At 42.2% G+C, this 19,587-nt stretch carries 11 protein-coding genes; 2 read left to right on the top strand and 9 right to left on the bottom strand.

The genetic code is table 11. The features are described from left to right. Positions 1 to 70: 70 nt before the first annotated feature. The 6 genes from C1721_RS06880 to C1721_RS06855 all read right to left on the bottom strand — a co-directional run bounded on the left by C1721_RS06880 (position 71) and on the right by C1721_RS06855 (position 9,871). Positions 71 to 1,204 carry a SusE domain-containing protein gene (locus C1721_RS06880; RefSeq protein WP_102407703.1) on the bottom strand — a complete coding sequence of 378 codons (1,134 nt, stop codon included), beginning with the start codon at positions 1,202 to 1,204 and terminating at the stop codon, positions 71 to 73. A 13-nt stretch (positions 1,205 to 1,217) separates the two neighbouring features. Continuing rightward, positions 1,218 to 2,342 carry a SusE domain-containing protein gene (locus tag C1721_RS06875; protein WP_102407702.1) on the bottom strand — a complete coding sequence of 375 codons (1,125 nt, stop codon included), beginning with the start codon at positions 2,340 to 2,342 and terminating at the stop codon, positions 1,218 to 1,220. 21 nt (positions 2,343 to 2,363) lie between these two features. After that, entirely contained in the window at positions 2,364 to 3,983 is a 1,620-nt protein-coding gene (locus C1721_RS06870; RefSeq protein WP_102407701.1) for a RagB/SusD family nutrient uptake outer membrane protein, read from the bottom strand. A gap of 12 nt (positions 3,984 to 3,995) precedes the next feature. Continuing rightward, complete coding sequence (locus C1721_RS06865; RefSeq protein ID WP_102407700.1) at positions 3,996 to 7,034, bottom strand: SusC/RagA family TonB-linked outer membrane protein; 3,039 nt, start codon at positions 7,032 to 7,034, stop codon at positions 3,996 to 3,998. Next, positions 6,953 to 8,710 (bottom strand): SusC/RagA family TonB-linked outer membrane protein, encoded by a 1,758-nt coding sequence (locus C1721_RS06860; protein ID WP_159063556.1) that lies wholly within the window; start codon positions 8,708 to 8,710, stop codon positions 6,953 to 6,955. Before C1721_RS06860 ends, C1721_RS06865 begins: the two co-directional genes overlap by 82 nt. A 219-nt stretch (positions 8,711 to 8,929) precedes the next feature. After that, entirely contained in the window at positions 8,930 to 9,871 is a 942-nt protein-coding gene (locus tag C1721_RS06855) for a FecR family protein (RefSeq protein ID WP_159063555.1), read from the bottom strand. 298 nt (positions 9,872 to 10,169) lie between these two features. On the opposite strand from C1721_RS06855, the gene C1721_RS06850 reads away from it, so the two are divergent. After that, on the top strand, positions 10,170 to 12,872 hold the full coding sequence (locus C1721_RS06850) for a S9 family peptidase (protein ID WP_102407697.1): 2,703 nt from the start codon (positions 10,170 to 10,172) through the stop codon (positions 12,870 to 12,872). Here the strand turns inward: C1721_RS06850 and C1721_RS06845 are convergent. Further along, positions 12,841 to 13,899 carry a sensor histidine kinase gene (locus C1721_RS06845; protein WP_234347379.1) on the bottom strand — a complete coding sequence of 353 codons (1,059 nt, stop codon included), beginning with the start codon at positions 13,897 to 13,899 and terminating at the stop codon, positions 12,841 to 12,843. The genes C1721_RS06850 and C1721_RS06845 overlap by 32 nt on opposite strands. Before the next feature lie 18 nt (positions 13,900 to 13,917). Then, positions 13,918 to 14,466 (bottom strand): response regulator, encoded by a 549-nt coding sequence (locus C1721_RS06840; protein ID WP_102409294.1) that lies wholly within the window; start codon positions 14,464 to 14,466, stop codon positions 13,918 to 13,920. A gap of 170 nt (positions 14,467 to 14,636) precedes the next feature. Between C1721_RS06840 and C1721_RS06835 the strand changes: the two genes are divergently transcribed. Continuing rightward, positions 14,637 to 17,027 carry an ABC transporter permease gene (locus tag C1721_RS06835; RefSeq protein ID WP_102407695.1) on the top strand — a complete coding sequence of 797 codons (2,391 nt, stop codon included), beginning with the start codon at positions 14,637 to 14,639 and terminating at the stop codon, positions 17,025 to 17,027. Between the two features lie 83 nt (positions 17,028 to 17,110). On the opposite strand, the gene C1721_RS06830 is transcribed toward C1721_RS06835, so the two are convergent. After that, positions 17,111 to 19,573 carry a zinc-dependent metalloprotease gene (locus C1721_RS06830; protein ID WP_199830400.1) on the bottom strand — a complete coding sequence of 821 codons (2,463 nt, stop codon included), beginning with the start codon at positions 19,571 to 19,573 and terminating at the stop codon, positions 17,111 to 17,113. Positions 19,574 to 19,587 lie beyond the last annotated feature (14 nt).

Raw genomic sequence — 19,587 nt, 5'->3', positions numbered from 1 at the left:
TGAGAATTATAAGTTTGTGAAGATATGACAAATAATTCTCAATTCTTAATTTAGATACAGTGATTATAAATTATTTAACTATAGAATGAGTATAAGGCTGATCCGCTGTCAGATATATTGTATAAGTAGCAGGAACACCGTCAAAGTCACCCATTAATTTCCATTTGTTATCCCAATCTGTCGGGCTAACAAGTTGCAAATAATAATATGATTCCGGACTTGTTGCCGTAGGACGTGAATCCGTTTGATTCAATGTTCCCCATTCCAACTCTTCTTCTGCTCCGGCACCACCATTCTCTTTTATGAACATTCTAAACTTGTAACGCTCATCTCTACCCCAGCTTTCCTGGAAGAATTCAACGGTCGCTTTCGTCTGGAATACACCATAACCGATATACGGAAGATCGAACAGTATTTTGGCTTGCGGACAAAAATAGAAACCTATTCGCGTAACCAATGCATAAGTACAGGCACCTGTATTAAAATCAAGTGTAATTCTATAAATACCATCAGTAGTTACAGTAGAAGTACCATTCTCTTTCACCAAACCATCTGCTGTATAAAATTCTCTAGGTGTTCCGGTTGTTCCATCTGTAAAATAGAATGGCTTTCCGGCTACTAATTTCGTATACATTTCAAATTCTCCACCGGCAACAGCTTTCATCTTATGAGCCTTTGAAAGATCTGTTCCTCCTTCAGAAGCTTCACCGGTCACAAATACATCAATAGGAACATCGGCAAACCCGGCCAGACGCGTAACCGTAATCGTATTTTCCTTGCCGGATTTCATAGCGTTTGTTCCTTTTGAAGAAAAAACAGTCCATTTAAAAGAACCTGTATCAGAAGGTTTAATGCCCATCATACCGGCAATCTTATTCATTTGTTTATGTGTGATGGTTACATGATTTTCAAATCCGTTATTATCAGACGCAGTCAGATATACAGGAGTAGAAAAGTCACCATCCGGCTTATCAAAAGCGATTTGATAGATAGCCGTACCGGAATCTTCCACTTTCACGTGATCCCATTCAAAATAAACAGAGGCCGAAGCAGATGCTTCTAAAACGAAAGTCTGTCCGTCAAGAGGTTCCAGAAAATTGCCTACAGCCGCCAACCTGCTATCGGTTTCTCCCATATTATCACAAGCAATGAATGCCAAAATAAAGGAAGCTATAAATGTTATTTTTATCAATACTGTTTTCATAATTCTTTCCCTTTTATTTGATTACTAAATTATGAGTATAAGGAGCTGCGGCATTCAAAGAGAACGTTATATCGTATGTTTTACCACTCCAACCTGTCGTAGAAGGATTTTTCCAAACCTGATTGTTAGTCCACTGTTCAATGTCCGTCTTTTCTACCATATAATAATAGGCTTCGTTTCCAGTCGGCTTACTGTCGTTATTAATAGCTCTCCATTCAGTTTCTCCGTCTGAGCTTTCCATCCTGAATTTATAGCGATCATCCGAATCGTCATTTCCAGAAAGTCCTGTGATTTCGTAATCCGTTACTTCCCAAACTCCAAGTGCCTTGTAAGGCAATTCAATCTTCATTTGCGACCAATTCAGATATAAGCTTACTTTTGTCACCTCCTTCATTGTGAAAGAACCGATATTGAAATCCAAATAATACTTATAAATACCTGTTTTAGAAACAGTAGAAGTACCTCCTTCCACAATTTTCTCTCCATTTAAAGAAAATTCAGTAGGTGTTCCCGTAACCGCACTCACAAACTGGAATGGTTTACCTTCGGTTAATTTGGTATAAATTTCAAATTCACCTTCAGAGATTTTCTTCATAGAAAGGGCATTTGCAAGGTCCGCACCCACTTCTGTACCTTCTCCCGTAATAAACAAATCAGTAGGAATATCTGCAAATCCGGCTAAACGTGTTAATGTAAGGGTACGTTCCTGCTCCGCTTTTACCGGGTTGATACCTTTGGATGAGAAAACAGTCCATTTCAACGTTCCTTGTTCTGCAGACTCGATTCCTGCCATAGCAGCAATACGGTTCAACTGTTTATGAGAAATTGTAGCATGGTTGGTTCCTCCATTATTGTCAGCCGTTGCAATATAAACAGGATCAGAGAAATTCCCGTCTGCTTTATCAAATGCAACTTCATATAAGACACTTCCACTATCTTCCGCGCGGGCAGGTTCCCACTCAAAGTACAGAGTAGCAGAAGCGGAAGACTGCAATACAACCGCTTTCTCATTATCAGGTTCATAGAGTGTCTTAACGGCTGTCACACCCGTATCTCTCACTTCTCCATTATCATTGCAAGCAATAAAGGCTAAAATGAAAGAGGCTATTATTGTTAATTTAATCAATATTACTTTCATAATTTTCTCTTTTTAATTGAATTAATAACCTGGATTTTGGGTAAGGTTTTTGTTAATATCCCTCTGTGATTGAGGAATTGCGAACAAATAATCGCGATCCTTATTAAATCTTCTCAGGTCTAGCTGAATATACTGAGAATTGTTTGATGCAAACTTTGCACCATGAGGATAACCGTTCAAAACAGTCTCAATTGTCCTCCAACGACGGATATCAAACAATCTTAATCCTTCGATCGCCAATTCACAACGACGTTCGCGGCGAATAATATTCTGCAAATCAGAGGCAGGATAATCAAGCGCTGTAGCATCAGTAAATCCGGCACGCTGACGAATAGGTCTGATCGTTTTATTCCAGATATCTTCATTCATCTGACCCAGCTCATACTTAGCTTCCGCATACATTAACAAGATATCTGCATATCTCATTAAAATGATGTTCAAGCCGGCATTCATACCTGCCGGAGCAGTCGGATCAAAATATTTACGAAGATAATAACCTGTTCCGGTAGAGTTCTGGCCCGGACCGGCATATTCATCCAGATTAGAAGCTCCAGCCTCAGCAGAAGAGCCCGGTTTAATATAGATGGTAGATGTAGTACCATCCCCTTTTGTCCATTTATATCCATGATAAACGATAGTAGCTGCAAAACGAGGGTCTCTGTTCACATATGGATCATCTTCATTATATCCGGAACCGGCTTCTCTAATTCCTTTACCGTTTTTCATAACATAATCATCAACTAATTCCTGTGTAGGAGCAAAACCGTTAACACGACCTCCAACAGAAAGAGGAATAGCATCGTAATATTGATCCCAGGTTCTCAGAAGCAATACATAACCCAGATCAAGAATCACTTCCTCATTATATTCGTTTTCCGGTAAGAAAAGACCTGAATAGCTTGGAAACAATTTATATTGGCCATATTCACCATTCATAATCTTTTCACAAATAGAAGCCACATTCTGATAATCATTTTCGTATAAATAAGTACGAGCCAGTAATGTCATAGCAGCTCCACACGTAATTCTACCGTTATCAGAAGCAGCATATTCCTGCTTTGTAAGGAGAATTGTCGAAATTTCATTCAACTCATTTCTGACAAAACTAATAACATCCGCCTTGGAAGAACGAGCAATAGTATTAGCTTCTTGCATTGTCAAATCGGTATCAAACAAAGGTATATCTCCATAATGACATGTCAAACGGAAAAACAAAAATGCTCGAATAAAGCGGGCTTCTGCTTTCATTCTCGTCTTCAATGTTTCGTCCATACCGGGCACACGATCTACATTTTCCAAAAATGTATGGCAAGTTTTAATACCTTCATAACATTTTTTCCATTCATCGCTGAAACGTGCAAGAGCAGCATCGGCCTGTCCGGAAGTAATAAGCTTTTCAGCCGTGCTTCCTCGGCCTTCATATAGATTATCTGACAGACGCTCATTCGCAAAGAAAAAATCAGCACCAAACATTTGGCTGTAAGCCATACTTAAAACAGCAGATGCTTTTTCAGTTGAAGTCCAATAATTCAAATCCGTAAATTTATTTGTAGGTGCTAAATCCAAATCGTTACATGATGTAAACAAAGCAAGAGCAGTACAAACAACACCGGCATAATATTTTAATGATTTCTTTTTCATACGGCACAAATATTAAAATTCTAAATCCAATCCAAATCCATAATATACCAGAGTAGGATAATTACGGGCACTGTTAGCGCCAACACCTTCAATACCTCCCATGTTATTAGAAAATTCCGAAGATTCAGGATCAATAAAAGAGTTCTTAGATAATGTAAATAGATTTTGAGCATTCAGATTTACACGTAACTTCTGAACCCCGAATTTCGCAGTCAGCTGTTTCGGTAATGTGTAGCCCACCTGAATATTCTTCAAACGAAGATAGGCAGCGTTCAATAGATAGAGATCCGTACCAGCCTTTCCCCAGTTATTTGTACTGGAAGAAGAGCCCGGAGCAACCAGACGAGGCCACTTAGCATCCGGATTAGTAGGAGTCCAGAAATCCAATTGATGTTCATAAATACAATAAGAATAGTTGGAATGGAACGGTTCGATCAACTCACCACGTACATACATAGAACGTTTGCCAACTCCCTGAATAAGCAAACCTAAATCAAAACCTTTGTATTCTACATTATAAGTAAATCCAAACGTATATCTTGGAAAAGCATTCCCTAAAACAACACGATCTTTTTCATCAATTACTTTATCACCATTCATATCAACATATTTCACATCACCGGGTTGTACAGATGCACCTACAGGAAGTGCGCTGTTGGCAATCTCATCATAGCTTTGGAAAAGTCCGTCTGTTTTATATCCAAAATAAGAACCCAACGCTTCACCTTCACGAATTATTTTATATAACTGGTCGTTCTGGTCGATACGTTCCTTTCCTCCAAAGTCAGTCACCTTATTCTTAGAATCGGAAATATTGAAATTGAAATTGTGTCTGAAATCACCCGAATTCAATTTATAATTAAATGTTACTTCCCAACCTTGGTTTCTCATTTCTCCTGCATTTTCTTTTGCTGCAGAGCTACCGAATATGGTAGAGACCTCCGGTGAAAGCAAAATATTGGTAGTTTTTTTGTTGAAATAATCAAACGACACAAACAGTTTATTGCTAAAGAAAGTAGCATCAAAACCAATATTGAAATTAGCTGATTTTTCCCATGTCAATAAAGAATTACCATAGGTAAACGCAGTACCCGGCACTACCTGATTATTGAACACATAGGAATTAGTTTTCATTTCATAAACAGTCTGATAAGAATAGTTATCTACATTCTGATTACCAAGTACACCATATGAAGTTCTCAATTTCAAATCACCGAATTTTTCTTTATATGATTCCATAAAATCTTCTTCGGAAAGTCTCCACGCTGCAGAGAATGAAGGGAAGAAACCCCAACGATGATCTTTCGAGAATTTAGAAGAACCGTCATAACGGAAAGAGACATCTCCATAGTATTTATTCATATAGTCATAACCTACACGTCCGAATACGGATGTAATACTTGTTTGATCCGTATCTCCATTTGAGTTCTTGTTATCTTTATTTTGTACAGATTCATCTGTCGTAGGAAGCCCGAGGTCTTCGTCTGTATATTCCCATGCAATACGACTGGCTTTAAATGTATACGATTCATTAGAAACTCCCACTAATCCGGATACATGATGAACAGAATTAAACGTACGGTCATAATCCAATAAGAATTGTGTACTTAATGTGTACTTCTTACTGTTATAATCTTCCGTAAGCGTATTTGAGTTCATGTATAATACCGGAGTTTGCAAATCGGCAGAAGAGTATAAAGGAACTTTCTTGTCTCTGCGAAAACGGTGATGTTGAGTCAAATCCAAACCAACCAAACCTCTGGCTTTCAGTCCGTCAAACAACTTCACATCCAGGTTCAGGCTACCGATAAAGTTATCTTCGTCTTTCTTCTCATACCCGCCTTCTTGCAGTTTGGCGAGAGCATTATCATCACCAATAACGTCGTTAATCAGGTACTTTCCATCTTCACTCTGCAATTTGTAATAATAATATGATGGGATACGTGAAGAGTTAATAATCACATTACCTGTACCACCGGCAACCGTACGTTCGTTTTTACGAGTATAAGCCATTAATGAAGTCAACTTGAACCGTCCGTATTCCGTCGTCAAATTAGTACGGAAATTATAACGTTCAACACCAAAATTACCTTTGAAGTTACTATCCTGGTTGAAATAACCGGCAGATACCATATAAGTAGTATTTTCACTACCGCCGGAAATGCCAAGATTATAAGTTTGCTGAAGTCCGGTTTTCATGATTTCATCAAGAAACCAGTATTCTTCATCTCGATGATCATATAAATCACGGATTTGAGCCGGAGTAAATGCCGGGGAGCTTCCGATATTCATATTCGCCTGATTTCTATACATTGCATTTTGCCAGCCTTCTACAGGTTGATACAAAATTTTAGGATCCTCAAAACCAATCATACCGTTAAATGTCACAGTTGGTTTGTTTGACTTAACTCCTTTCTTTGTTGTAACCAGAATTACACCGTTAGCCGAACGTGATCCGTAAATAGCGGCACTACCTGCATCTTTCAATACTGATACATTTTCAATATCTGCCGGATTCAGGTTATTCAACGTTTCCGTACTTGAAATCAAACCGTCAATAACGATAAGCGGATCATTATTACCCATAGTACTGACACCACGGATGTTAATACTCATGCTATTATCATTCGGGTTCATATTCTTTTGCTGGATGATGAGATTCGCAGAAGCCCCTTGCAATGCCTGCATTGCATTCGATACCGGACGATTTTCAAAAACTTCCGATCCAACCTGGTCTACAGAACCCGTAATGCTCTTACGCTGACGGGTACCATAACCTATTACCACAACTTCATCCAATTTCTTTGTATCCTCTTCCAATACGATATTCAGCGTATTTTGCTTTCCCACACTGACTTCCTTGGTAAGATAACCGATATAAGAAACTTGAAGAACGGCTTTTTCGGGTACACCATTCAATGAAAAGTTACCATCGAAATCGGTAATAGTTCCATTTGTAGTACCGAGAACTACAACGTTTGCACCAATAACGGTTTCTCCTTTTTCATCTTTAACGACCCNACCGGAGTTTGCAAATCGGCAGAAGAGTATAAAGGAACTTTCTTGTCTCTGCGAAAACGGTGATGTTGAGTCAAATCCAAACCAACCAAACCTCTGGCTTTCAGTCCGTCAAACAACTTCACATCCAGGTTCAGGCTACCGATAAAGTTATCTTCGTCTTTCTTCTCATACCCGCCTTCTTGCAGTTTGGCGAGAGCATTATCATCACCAATAACGTCGTTAATCAGGTACTTTCCATCTTCACTCTGCAATTTGTAATAATAATATGATGGGATACGTGAAGAGTTAATAATCACATTACCTGTACCACCGGCAACCGTACGTTCGTTTTTACGAGTATAAGCCATTAATGAAGTCAACTTGAACCGTCCGTATTCCGTCGTCAAATTAGTACGGAAATTATAACGTTCAACACCAAAATTACCTTTGAAGTTACTATCCTGGTTGAAATAACCGGCAGATACCATATAAGTAGTATTTTCACTACCGCCGGAAATGCCAAGATTATAAGTTTGCTGAAGTCCGGTTTTCATGATTTCATCAAGAAACCAGTATTCTTCATCTCGATGATCATATAAATCACGGATTTGAGCCGGAGTAAATGCCGGGGAGCTTCCGATATTCATATTCGCCTGATTTCTATACATTGCATTTTGCCAGCCTTCTACAGGTTGATACAAAATTTTAGGATCCTCAAAACCAATCATACCGTTAAATGTCACAGTTGGTTTGTTTGACTTAACTCCTTTCTTTGTTGTAACCAGAATTACACCGTTAGCCGAACGTGATCCGTAAATAGCGGCACTACCTGCATCTTTCAATACTGATACATTTTCAATATCTGCCGGATTCAGGTTATTCAACGTTTCCGTACTTGAAATCAAACCGTCAATAACGATAAGCGGATCATTATTACCCATAGTACTGACACCACGGATGTTAATACTCATGCTATTATCATTCGGGTTCATATTCTTTTGCTGGATGATGAGATTCGCAGAAGCCCCTTGCAATGCCTGCATTGCATTCGATACCGGACGATTTTCAAAAACTTCCGATCCAACCTGGTCTACAGAACCCGTAATGCTCTTACGCTGACGGGTACCATAACCTATTACCACAACTTCATCCAATTTCTTTGTATCCTCTTCCAATACGATATTCAGCGTATTTTGCTTTCCCACACTGACTTCCTTGGTAAGATAACCGATATAAGAAACTTGAAGAACGGCTTTTTCGGGTACACCATTCAATGAAAAGTTACCATCGAAATCGGTAATAGTTCCATTTGTAGTACCGAGAACTACAACGTTTGCACCAATAACGGTTTCTCCTTTTTCATCTTTAACGACCCCGTTAATAGAACGTCCGCTTTGCTGAGCCGTAGCCGGAAAGTCATTACTTTCTTTTCGCGTAAGCACAATATGCTTACCTTCCATTGTATACGAAATATTTGTTCCGTGAAATAGTTCCGACAGAACTCTGGCAACTGACTCGTCCGTTACATGTACAGACGTGGTCCTGTTAACATTCACGTTCTTTTTATTATAGAGGAATAAGTACTCTGTTTGCTCCTCTATGGCGTTTAACACTTCGCTAACAGCTACATTTTGCTTATTTAGCGTTACTTTCGCATTTTGCGAACTGGCATTCTCGGCTATCGCCGAAAAGGCGAAACAAAAAAACAGGAATACTGATAGTTTCATAATCCGTCCCAAATGATTTAACCTGTGTTTTTTTTGCACAAGATGGGCCTGACAAAGAATATTTATCATAACTTTGTAAAGGATTTATTGTTAATACTGAGATTTTATTAAAAGACTGTCTCGTGTTGACGTTAAGCCGGTGGATGTGGGGACATCTTCCGGCTTTTTCTTTGTAGTTCTATGGATCCTTCATAATAATTTAATAGATTTAAATGGTTACTAATTAATTGTTATCGTATTAGACTCATCATCTCGTACATAATTAAATTTAAGGTCTTTCTGTATTACTTTCAAGGCATATTCCACACCGTCGTTCTGTCGGAACTTGCCCGTACAACGATAATCCAAGACTGTAGGATTCTCTATATTGATCTGAATATCATAATATGCAGAGAATTTGCTCATCAACTCGGCAAACGGTACGTCATCCAGACAGAGCAAACCGTCTTTCCAACGATAACGGTCCAAATTATCAATGTTGCTTTTTTGCAAAATGCCATTTATTTCCGTAACCTTCTCGCGTGTCTTCAGCAATACATGATGCGATGTCGAATTGGAAGAAACATCGACAGAACCATGCAGCAAAGAAGTTTCAAATACACTTTCATGACTGTTATAGGCATACACATTGAATGTTGTACCTAGTACTTTAATATCATATTTCTTTGTCTTTACAATAAAAGGTTTCTTTTCATTGTGAGTTACTTCAAAAAAGCCTTCGCCATCTAAAGAGACTTCACGTATTTTATCTCCGAAATTGGTTGGATAGGTAAGTTTTGTCTTGGAATTAAGCCAGACTTTCGTACCATCCTCCAAAACAAGTTGAACACGATGCCCGGCCGGTACAATAACAGATTGCAAATTCTCTTCCGCACTATTATTTATATATAGCATCCATGAAACAGTAAGCAGCAATGCGAATGAAGCCGCCATACAGGCTACCTTCCAAAGGTTGAAACGTCTGCCATGTGAAACATCAATTCGTTTTTTCTCCTGCTCTATATTATTATCATAATGTATTAGCAAAGCATTCCACAATTTACGTTCTTCAAGATATTTCCGGTAATTTTCTGGCGATTCTTCCGCCCAATCCATTATCCGCACCTCTTCCTCCGTTGTTGTATCTCCGGCAAAATATTTATATAATAGTTCTTTTTCCATTCTTAATATTGATCTAAGGCTTTTTTGACACCTTTCATATAAATAACACATAACTTTAATCGTACCCTAACGAAATAATCATTTTTTTTTCATGTCTGCGTCTGTATATATAAATTCTGAAATCATCGGGATCTTTTTTCCAAATCATCGGGATCTTTTAAAAAAAAGATCCCGGTGAATACAAAAGGAATTAGACAAGTAAATTCTGCCACTGCACATCAGGCTGTTTAACAAAAAACATGTAATATTGCATTTAGATTGAATACAACATATATAATTTAATATAAATGCCGCATATATGAAAAACTTGAAGTACATTGCATTCATAGCCTGCATGTCTCTATCCCTCCCCGCCTTCGCACAGAGGGGAACCGGTAAGGCCATGACGTTTGAAAATCTGGAAGAATGGAACCGCATCACGGAGAAAAGCATTTCCGACGACGGGAAATGGGTTACCTGCAAGATGGAGCCATGGATAGGCGACCCTACCATCAAGCTATACAACACAAAAGGGGATGAGGTTGCCTCTTTCTGCCCCGCGGAAAGAGCAGCCTTTTCTTCTTCTTCAAAATTCCTCGTTGCCATAAAGAAGCTTGGCGTTAAAGAGAAAGATTCATTGATGCTCCACAAAACAAAGGAGGAAAAAATGCCAATGAATCAGCTTATCATCCTCCCTCTTACCGGCAAGGAAGAAATCATAGACTCCCTCCGCAACCATCAGCTGGCAGAGTCAGCCGATTGGATAGCCTACCAATGCGGACGTACAGACTCCACCCTTTACCTTCGCTCACTGGACGGAACAAAAACCTTCCAATTCCCGGCTGTTACCGGTTACGGCTTTGCCCGGAAGAGCGGTAACCTCTTTTATACCACTACACAGGAGGCAAAACCCGGACTATACACCCTGAATCCAGATAACGGAACTCCTGTCCTCATCAAAGAAGGCAACGGAACTTTTAAACAGACTGTTTTCAACGAAAATGGCGACCACATTGCCTTTCTCTATTGTGCAGAAAAGGACTCGTCATACAAAGACATGCAATTATGGCTGTCAGCAAACAACGCGCCGGCGGAGCTTATCGCTACACGCGGTAACGAAGCCTTCCCACAAGGCTGGATTGTCAGTGAAAACGGCACATTACAGTTCTCAAAAAATTCCGCGCGTCTTTTCTTTGGCACTGCCCCCGAACCACAGCAGAAAGATACCACTATATTGGAGGAAAACCGTCCTAATGTGCAGGTATGGAGCTGGAACGAACCTATACAATATACCGTACAGAACGTCAATAAGGATAAAGAACTGAAACGATCTTACCGTGCCGTCTACAACATTGCCGACCGCCATCTGGTACAGCTTGCCAATAAAAAATTACCGGAAATAGAACTGGGAGACGAAGGTAATTCCGACATCGCACTTCTTTATACTTCCCAGCCATATGCTCTTCCTTCCATGTGGGAGAGTCGTGTGCGTAGCGACTATTATACGGTCGCAGTAGATAACGGTGAACGGAAACCGTTGCTTACCGCAGACTACGGCAGACTCGCCCTTTCGCCCTCCGGAAAGTATGCCTACTGGTATGCTAAGACCGATAGTTGCTGGTACACCATTACGTTGGCAAGCGGCACAAAGCATCGCCTCACTACTCCTCAATCGTTTGTTGCATGGGACGAGGAAAACGACCAGCCCAACTATCCCGTTGCCTACGGCTCGGCTGGATGGACTACAGACGACCGTTATCTACTCGTTTACGACCGTTACGACCTCTGGCGTTTCGATCCGGAGGCCGCCACTGCACCTGTGAATCTCACAGTGAATGGTCGCAAGGAACATATTTCCTATCATTTAGTAATATTTGACAAAGAAGAGCGATATATCGACCTCTCCAAACCACAGATACTTACCGGTTACAACGAAACAACAAAGGGCAGCGGATATTATCAGTCCAAATTATCCTCACCGGCCGTTCCCAAGACATTGCTTGCCGGAAATTTCATGCTTAACAAACCTATAAAGGCGAAGAAGGCAGATGCTATAGTCTACACTTCGGAAACCTTTGAGCAATACCCAGACTTGCGCCTTACCAACATCTCCTTCAAGAATCCTGTACAACTAACACATGGCGACAGACAACAGGACGGATTGCTTTGGGGCACTGCCGAACTCGTATCATGGGTTTCTTTGGACGGTACACCTCTGCAGGGCGTGGTATATAAGCCTGCCAATTTTGATCCGAGCCGGAAATATCCCATGATTGTAAACTTCTATGAACGTAATTCGGAAACATTATACGAATATCGCATGCCCGAACCGGGTCGATCTACCGTAGACTATCACTTCTATAATAGCCACGACTACATCATCTTCAATCCGGATGTACGTTACGTAGACGGCTATCCGGGGCAGAGTTGTTTTAACTGCGTAATGCCCGGCGTAAGCATGATGATTGCCACCGGCTACGTAGATGAAAAGGCCATCGGTGCACAAGGGCACAGTTGGGGAGGTTATCAGGTGGCCTATCTGGCTACACGTACAAATTTGTTCGCTGCAATCGAATCCGGAGCACCGGTAGTAAACATGTTCAGTGCTTACGGAGGAATCCGCTGGTGGTCGGGGCTTAACCGTTCCTTCCAATACGAGCATACCCAGAGCCGCATCGGAGGTACGCCATGGAGCGCTCCTTTGCAATATCTGGAAAACTCTCCACTGTTCAATACCAACAAGGTGCAGACTCCGATCCTCATCATGCACAACGATGCAGACGGCCACGTGCCATGGTATCAGGGAATAGAATACTTCGTAGCCCTTAAAAGATTACATAAGACAGCCTGGTTGCTGAACTATCCGGGTAGTCCGCACTGGCCGGAGAAGATGGTGGACCGCGTAGACTTTCAGAAGCGCATGTTCCAATTTTTTGAGCACTATTTAACAGGCAAGCCCATGCCTAAATGGATGTCGGAAGGCGTAAAGGCTACCGAACAACCCTTTGAACTGGGTTATTGAACGTCATTATAAATGTGGTACGGACACCGGGCTGTGAAGACACGCTCAGGTGTCCGTCATGTAACTTTACCACCCGTTCCACAATACTCAACCCTATGCCGCTACCTTCCGGCTTCGTTGAAAAGAAAGGAATAAACACCGATGACAGAAATTCATCCGGAATCCCCGTTCCATTATCCGATACAAGAATACAGACACATCCATCTTTTATCAACGCCTCCACCACCACCTCTCCTTCATTTCCTTTAGCAGATACAGCTTGAAGTCCATTCCGGATCAAATTAATTAAAGCCAGTGTAATCAGGTTCACATCGGCATGAAGCATCACCGGTTCGTGACACACATACCTTACTTCCTTGCTATCAGGCTCAGCACACAGCAACCGTTCTAACCGGCGGAACAATTCCGTCACATCTACCATTCGCATGTCCGGTTCCGGCAGATGTGTCAGGCGGTGATAAGAATCCAGAAAGGCAGACAGGTTCTTTGCCTGTCCGTTGATTACCTCCAGACTCTCCTTTAACTGCTCGGAAGTATAAGATTCGCAGTATTGCAAAAGGTCAGCCGAAAGAGAAGTAACCGGGGTTACAGAATTACGGATTTCGTGCATTAATACACGTAGTACGCTCTCGTAATACAGCCTCTTTTCCTCCACTTCATACCTGCTGCCGTTCAGCAGAGAGACTATTTCGTTCATGTTACTTTGCAAAGATGCCAACAACGGATCGTCTGCCACATTTTGAAAGTGTAAAGAGGCGTCACGATTCTTTACAGCCGAGAAAAAGAAGGCTACTTTCTTGTTCACTTCATTCGTACACCGTATTATCCAGCGAATTATCAACAATGTAAATATCAGACACACAAACGATAGTGTATAACTCACCTCCGTTATCAATAAAAACGCTCCCACATAGCTCAACAAGAGTACCAGAAGCATTCCCAACAACACTTTGATATATAATTTCCGGCTAAACACGATTTTTATCCTTCTTACCACAACAGGTAAAGCCGCCACAATGGATATCATCTGGTTTATATCCTGTCATTATAAGTTATATTTCTTCATTTTATTATATAATGTCTGCCTGCTGATGTTCAATTGCTGTGCACAGAGGGTCAGATTTCCTTTTTTCTCGGCCAATACCTCCTCAATATACCGTTTCTCCATTTCATCCAGCGTAAGAGCATTTTCTTCCGGATGCAAAACGGCATACCTCTTCTCATAAGCAGCTATTATTGTATTGGTAAGTTTGGCGTTATCCCATGGCTTGATTACAAAGTCCGCTGCACCCTGCTTGAGCGAAGAAACAGCAAGCTCAATGTCTGCATAGGCGGTTATGAGCACCACAGCCGGCGGATTATCCATACCAAGTATTTTCTCCAGCCAAAAAAGACCGTCACCTCCCGAATGATCACCGGCTCCAAAGTTCATATCGAGTACAACGACGTCTACATCACCACCTCGCAATAAAGCAGGCAGTAATGCAGGCTCGCTCACTCCTATAATTTTAGGAAATGTATGAGAAAGTACAATCCGCAGACTTTTCAGTATCGCTTCGTTATCGTCTACCAACACTATTTTCCCGTTCAACATATTGTTCTCTACGAATACCGGCTTCTGTTTTTCCGGCCTCTGAGGGCAAATATAAGCACAAAATTGTCCAAATATTGGACGATTTTTAAAAAGATTAGCTGTTTCTTCCCTGCTTGCTTGCCACATATTTCGTTTCCGTGTAGCTTTGAAACTGTATAATGACAAATACCATGAAATATATTTCTCTGAAACTGGTTATACGGAGTTGGTGGCGCAACAAAACGTTTGCCATCATTTCTATCCTCAGTCTTGCCACAGGCATTGCCTGTACCAACATGCTGGTAGCCTATGCCGTGTACGAACTGGGCATTGAGAACAGCAATGTAAACCGTAATAACATCGTACTTGTTACCCAAGATTCGCCGATGGTATCCGGGCAGCAAATCACTTTCGTTGTAAATGATATTATACCCCGGCTAAGAGATAATTATCCGGAGATAAAAGACATTCTGGGGATAGAGAACCTTTCGCCCAGCTTCATTACCGTAGGCGAAAACCGATATGCACCCATAAATATAGCGTCCGTAGACAGTAGCTTCACCCGGTTCTTCAGCTATGAAGTACTTTGTGGCGACTTGCATGAAGCATTGAGTCAACCCGGAAAGATCGCTCTCACAGAAGCAATGGCAAAACAGTTTTTCGGCAATAATCATCCGTTAGGGCAAGACATCACGCTGAACATGTCCGGTAACAATGGTTTTACATCAGGAGATACTCCACCTACAATTATTCTACAGGTAGTGGCTGTGGTAAAAGATCACGCACAATCGTTTTTACGCTTCGACGCGCTTACTGCTAAAAACAACAGTCAGGACAATTACGTCACACTACTGCTTACCGACAGTAACTTCGACGGTGAGCAGTTTGCGCAAAAGATAAAGGAAGATAAAGTTCCTACACTTGGCATGGATATAGGGCGTTATTACTTTCACAATCTGCACGACAGTTATTTTCAGGAAATAACGAAAGAAGAGATAAAATGTTTTAACCACAGTAACCACGCATTGCTGATGTCGGGACTTGCTTCGGCCTTCCTTATTCTGCTTATAGCCTGCTTCAATTACATTAATCTAAGCTTTTCAAGAGTGTTGCAGCAAGTAAAAATGATCTATACACAACGGCTCATGGGTGCGTCTCCCGGCGATATATACGGGCAGCTCTTTTTAGATACATTCCTTACTGTAATTGCAGCATTTCTGCTATCATTACTGTTTACACTCGATCTCGTACCATATTTTAACCGGATGGTATCCGGCAGGCTGTCCGTAGCTTTTTTCTTTAGCGGACAGGTATTCCCTCTTATCGTCTGCTTTATACTTTTACTGTCTGTAATACCGGCACTGTATTTAAGCAGAAAGATAACCCGCCTGTCTAATGCGGATTATCGCGCCTCATTTACCGGTAACAGACGCCGTAATATCATAACAATGCTCTCGGTAGCGCAATTCGCCATCTCTACAGGGCTTCTGTTTGCCACGTTAACAGTACACAGGCAGTTGGAACTGAGCAAAAGCAGTGGCGAATGCTTTCGTAATCTTATCTGCATAGGAAGCCTGGATACGAAACCATTACTGATCCGTCAGCTTGCCGATGAGTTGAAACGTTATCCGGATATAGGCGAAACAGCCCTCTCGGACACCCACTTTTTCTATGGATTTTATCGGCAGTTGATTACAAAAGATGAGCAGGGCAACGAACTATACCATTCTCTCAAGCAATATTCCGGTGACAGCAGCTTTTTCAGCGTTGCAAATATAAAGATACTGCAAGGGATGAACCTCCGGCAGGCTTTAAATCTCTACGACCGTCCGGTATACGTGAATAAAAAGTATGTAGACGTGCTTGTACCCAAAGGTGAAAACCCTGTAGGTAAACCTATCCGTTCATACGATAGCTACTTTGGTCGCCCGGAGAAAGAAGATACCGAACCGGCAATAATTGCGGGGATTGTATCGGATGTTAACACAAGCGGCATGCGGCAGGAGACGGATCCGAATATGTTTTATATCTCACGTAATGAACAATTCAGCTATCTCTACCTGCGTTATGGTTCCGCAGGGCGACAAGAGACTTTACGCTGTGTTCGCCAAGCTTGGGATAAGATAGCTCCCACCGCTTACTTTACTTATTCTGATTTATATGACGTATATCTTGCTAAAAACCGGAAAATAATCGAATTTTCGCAATTACTGCTTATGTACTCACTTATTAGCATCCTTTTGACGTTATCCGGGCTTTTTGGTATGGCTATGTACATTACAGAACAGCGCACCAAAGAGATAGGAATCCGTAAAATAAACGGAGCTACTACTTGCGGTATCATGATTTTATTGAATAAACGGTTTATTGTTCAGATCATGGCCGGCAGTTTTATCTCCATTCCCGTTACATGGCTACTGTTAAATGATTGGCTGAGCGGTTTTATCTATCGTGTGGACATATTTTTGCCGGACACGATACTGGCTACTCTGTCCGTCTTATTCATTACCCTCATAACTGTAAGTTGGCATAGCTATCACGTAGCTATTACCAACCCTGTACACACTTTACGTTACGAATAAGTACAAAAAAGCCCGCAAGCAAGCTCCATGTAATTTAGGGCGGCTGCTTACGGGCTTTTTAATAGCTCTTACGGAATACGACTTTACCTGCGGACAGGATTAAGCGCCTGCTCTATTTTGGCTTTCAGATTGCGGTAATGCCTAAGTGTAGCGGCATCCGTAGTCTGCGGTATGGCCTTGCCAAGCTGAGACACCAGTTTATCGAGGTTATCGCGCATGAGGGCAGGAACTTCTGTGCGGCTATATCCGCTATTATTCATACCTTTAACAAGCCCGTCCACAAAAGCATTCTGCAGATGACGACGGTAGGCGTCTACCGGCTTGCGGAGGTTCAGTTCTTTGAACACAAGGGCGCAAAGATCGGTCATATATTCGTCCGGCAGGTAGCTATCCGGGAAACTGCCCGAAAAATCGGCCATTCGTACCAGCGTAGCAGGGTCTATCAAAGCAGATGCAGAGGGATCGAACACGTAATCTATAAGTTTCGTCAACTCGGCTTCCGGTGATTGGTAAATACGGAACATGTACGGTTCGCCTATAATCCATGCGGGTTTGGTAAACAACTGTGCATCAAAGAAAGCAAGGGCTTCCTTCTGCGTGGCTTTAGGTACGGGCTGATAAACATTACCAGCTTCTTCCACACTCTTATAGTTGCGGTAAATTCCTCCGACATTGGCAGCCACATGACCGAGATAACGCCTGAACTGACCGATAAGTTCCTGGTGCATTCGGTGCAGGTTGGTGTTCAGATCGCCCTCTTCGTACGTCCAGTCGGGCAACGTCTTCACGATACGTTTCAGATTCTTGATTCCATACTCGCTGGCTTTCATGGAATTGTCTCCCAAATCCTCACGTTGGCTGCGCGGGTCGATACGGATTTCTTCACTGCCGAACCAGAGGCGTGGATTGTTGGCAAGAGTCTTTACGGTGAGCTCGTTCAGAACCAAACGTTCTTCTTCATCATCTTTTACGTCGAATACAGGCATATATCCCCATTTGATAGCCCATTTGTCGTAGATATTGATGCGTGGGTAAAGTCCGGCAGGGCCTACATTGTCTTCCGGTTGCGCTACGTAGTTGAAGCGGGCGTAATCCATGATGGAGGCGGTATGTCCGTTGGCTTCCACCCATGCTTTGTCACGAAGTTTCTCAACGGGTGTCAAGCTGCTGGCTCCCATGTTGTGACGCAGCCCGAGGGTATGCCCTACTTCATGGGAAGAGACGAAGCGGATAAGGTCGCCCATCAGCTCGTCATCGAACTGCATCTTGTTGGCACGTTTATCGCTGCATCCGGCCTGGATCATGTACCAGTCGTGAACAAGCTTCATTACGTTGTGATACCATCCGATGTGGCTTTCTATAATCTCACCGCTACGGGGATCGTGTACCTGCGGTCCATAAGCATTGGGGATTGGTGAGGCAAGGTAGCGGATCACGGAAAAACGGGCGTCTTCCATGCTCATAGTGGTATCATTCTCCGGCCATTCCTTACCAAAGATAGCATTCTTAAATCCGGCTTCTTCAAAGGCCTTTTGCCAGTCGTTTACACCTTCTATCAGATATTTGCGCCATTGTTTGGGCGTGGCGGGATCGATATAAAAGATGATAGGCTTTTGTGGCTCCACAAGTTCGCCGCGCTTCATCTTCTCTACATCCTCCGGTTTGGGTTCAAGACGCCATCTACAGATGAACTTTTTCTCTTTTACGGCTTGTTGATCATCGGCAAAGTAAGTGTATTTATCTGTAAAGTATCCTACACGCAGGTCGAAGAGACGCCGACGCATGGGTTTCTCCGGCAACAATACAAATGAGGTGTTCAATTGCATGGTAACAGCTCCCGTCATCTTCGCAGCCGGATACACAACCTCGCGAGGAGCGGTTTTACCGTCAGCCGGAGGTGTCGAAGCAAAGGTTTTCACCATGTGTACCTCTGTATTTATAGGATACGATTTGATTTTTTCGATATAGGATTTATCGGCAGCCAACGCGCCGAGGTGATATTTCTTCTTGGTGTTTGCGGGCAGCGAAACGGCTTGGATATCGCCGCTAAAGAAGTCGGTGACCTTAATCACGGAATTGCTGCCGTTAACGGCCTCGATGGGGAATATGCCGATTATAGGGTCTTCGGTGCTTACAGCTACAGCTTTGCTAATCTCACTGCCTGCTTCGGCTGCTGCATCCAGAACCAATGCGCGCAGAAGGAGTTTGTTGTCGGTAGCCTTTTCCCAATAAACTGTTTGATTATTCGCCATCTCTCCACCATACAGACCTCCTTCCACCGGAGTGGTTGTATAGCGGGTTACGGCGAGAATCACACGAGACAAGATAGAATCCGGTATCTCGAAATACCAATCCGTCCCCACTTTGTGGACAGTAAACAGTCCCTGCATGCTTTTGGCCTCGGAGGTAATTACTGCCGAGTAAGGTTTGATGCCGTTTGTTGCTCTCTCAACAGGCTTCACGTCCTTATCCTTCTTGTCTTTCGCGTTCATCGGGCAGGCTGCAGATAGCGCCAACAATCCGGAGAGTAATAGAACTTTAATCATAGCTTATTTAATTT

Origin of the sequence: Parabacteroides bouchesdurhonensis, assembly GCF_900186615.1 — a bacterium.
Classification (GTDB): domain Bacteria; phylum Bacteroidota; class Bacteroidia; order Bacteroidales; family Tannerellaceae; genus Parabacteroides; species Parabacteroides bouchesdurhonensis.
Note: the sequence above shows the minus strand (reverse complement) of the source record. Positions and strands in the feature narration are given on the sequence as shown.

What these genes read in the sequence shown, in the direction of transcription:
- C1721_RS06845 (WP_234347379.1), bottom strand. Translation starts at nt 13,899, where the DNA reads ATGATATCCATTGTGGCGGCTTTACCTGTTGTGGTAAGAAGGATAAAA.
- C1721_RS06880 (WP_102407703.1), bottom strand. Translation starts at nt 1,204, where the DNA reads ATGAAAACAGTATTGATAAAAATAACATTTATAGCTTCCTTTATTTTG.
- C1721_RS06850 (WP_102407697.1), top strand. Translation starts at nt 10,170, where the DNA reads ATGAAAAACTTGAAGTACATTGCATTCATAGCCTGCATGTCTCTATCC.
- C1721_RS06830 (WP_199830400.1), bottom strand. Translation starts at nt 19,573, where the DNA reads ATGATTAAAGTTCTATTACTCTCCGGATTGTTGGCGCTATCTGCAGCC.
- C1721_RS06855 (WP_159063555.1), bottom strand. Translation starts at nt 9,871, where the DNA reads ATGGAAAAAGAACTATTATATAAATATTTTGCCGGAGATACAACAACG.
- C1721_RS06835 (WP_102407695.1), top strand. Translation starts at nt 14,637, where the DNA reads ATGAAATATATTTCTCTGAAACTGGTTATACGGAGTTGGTGGCGCAAC.
- C1721_RS06875 (WP_102407702.1), bottom strand. Translation starts at nt 2,342, where the DNA reads ATGAAAGTAATATTGATTAAATTAACAATAATAGCCTCTTTCATTTTA.
- C1721_RS06870 (WP_102407701.1), bottom strand. Translation starts at nt 3,983, where the DNA reads ATGAAAAAGAAATCATTAAAATATTATGCCGGTGTTGTTTGTACTGCT.
- C1721_RS06840 (WP_102409294.1), bottom strand. Translation starts at nt 14,466, where the DNA reads ATGTTGAACGGGAAAATAGTGTTGGTAGACGATAACGAAGCGATACTG.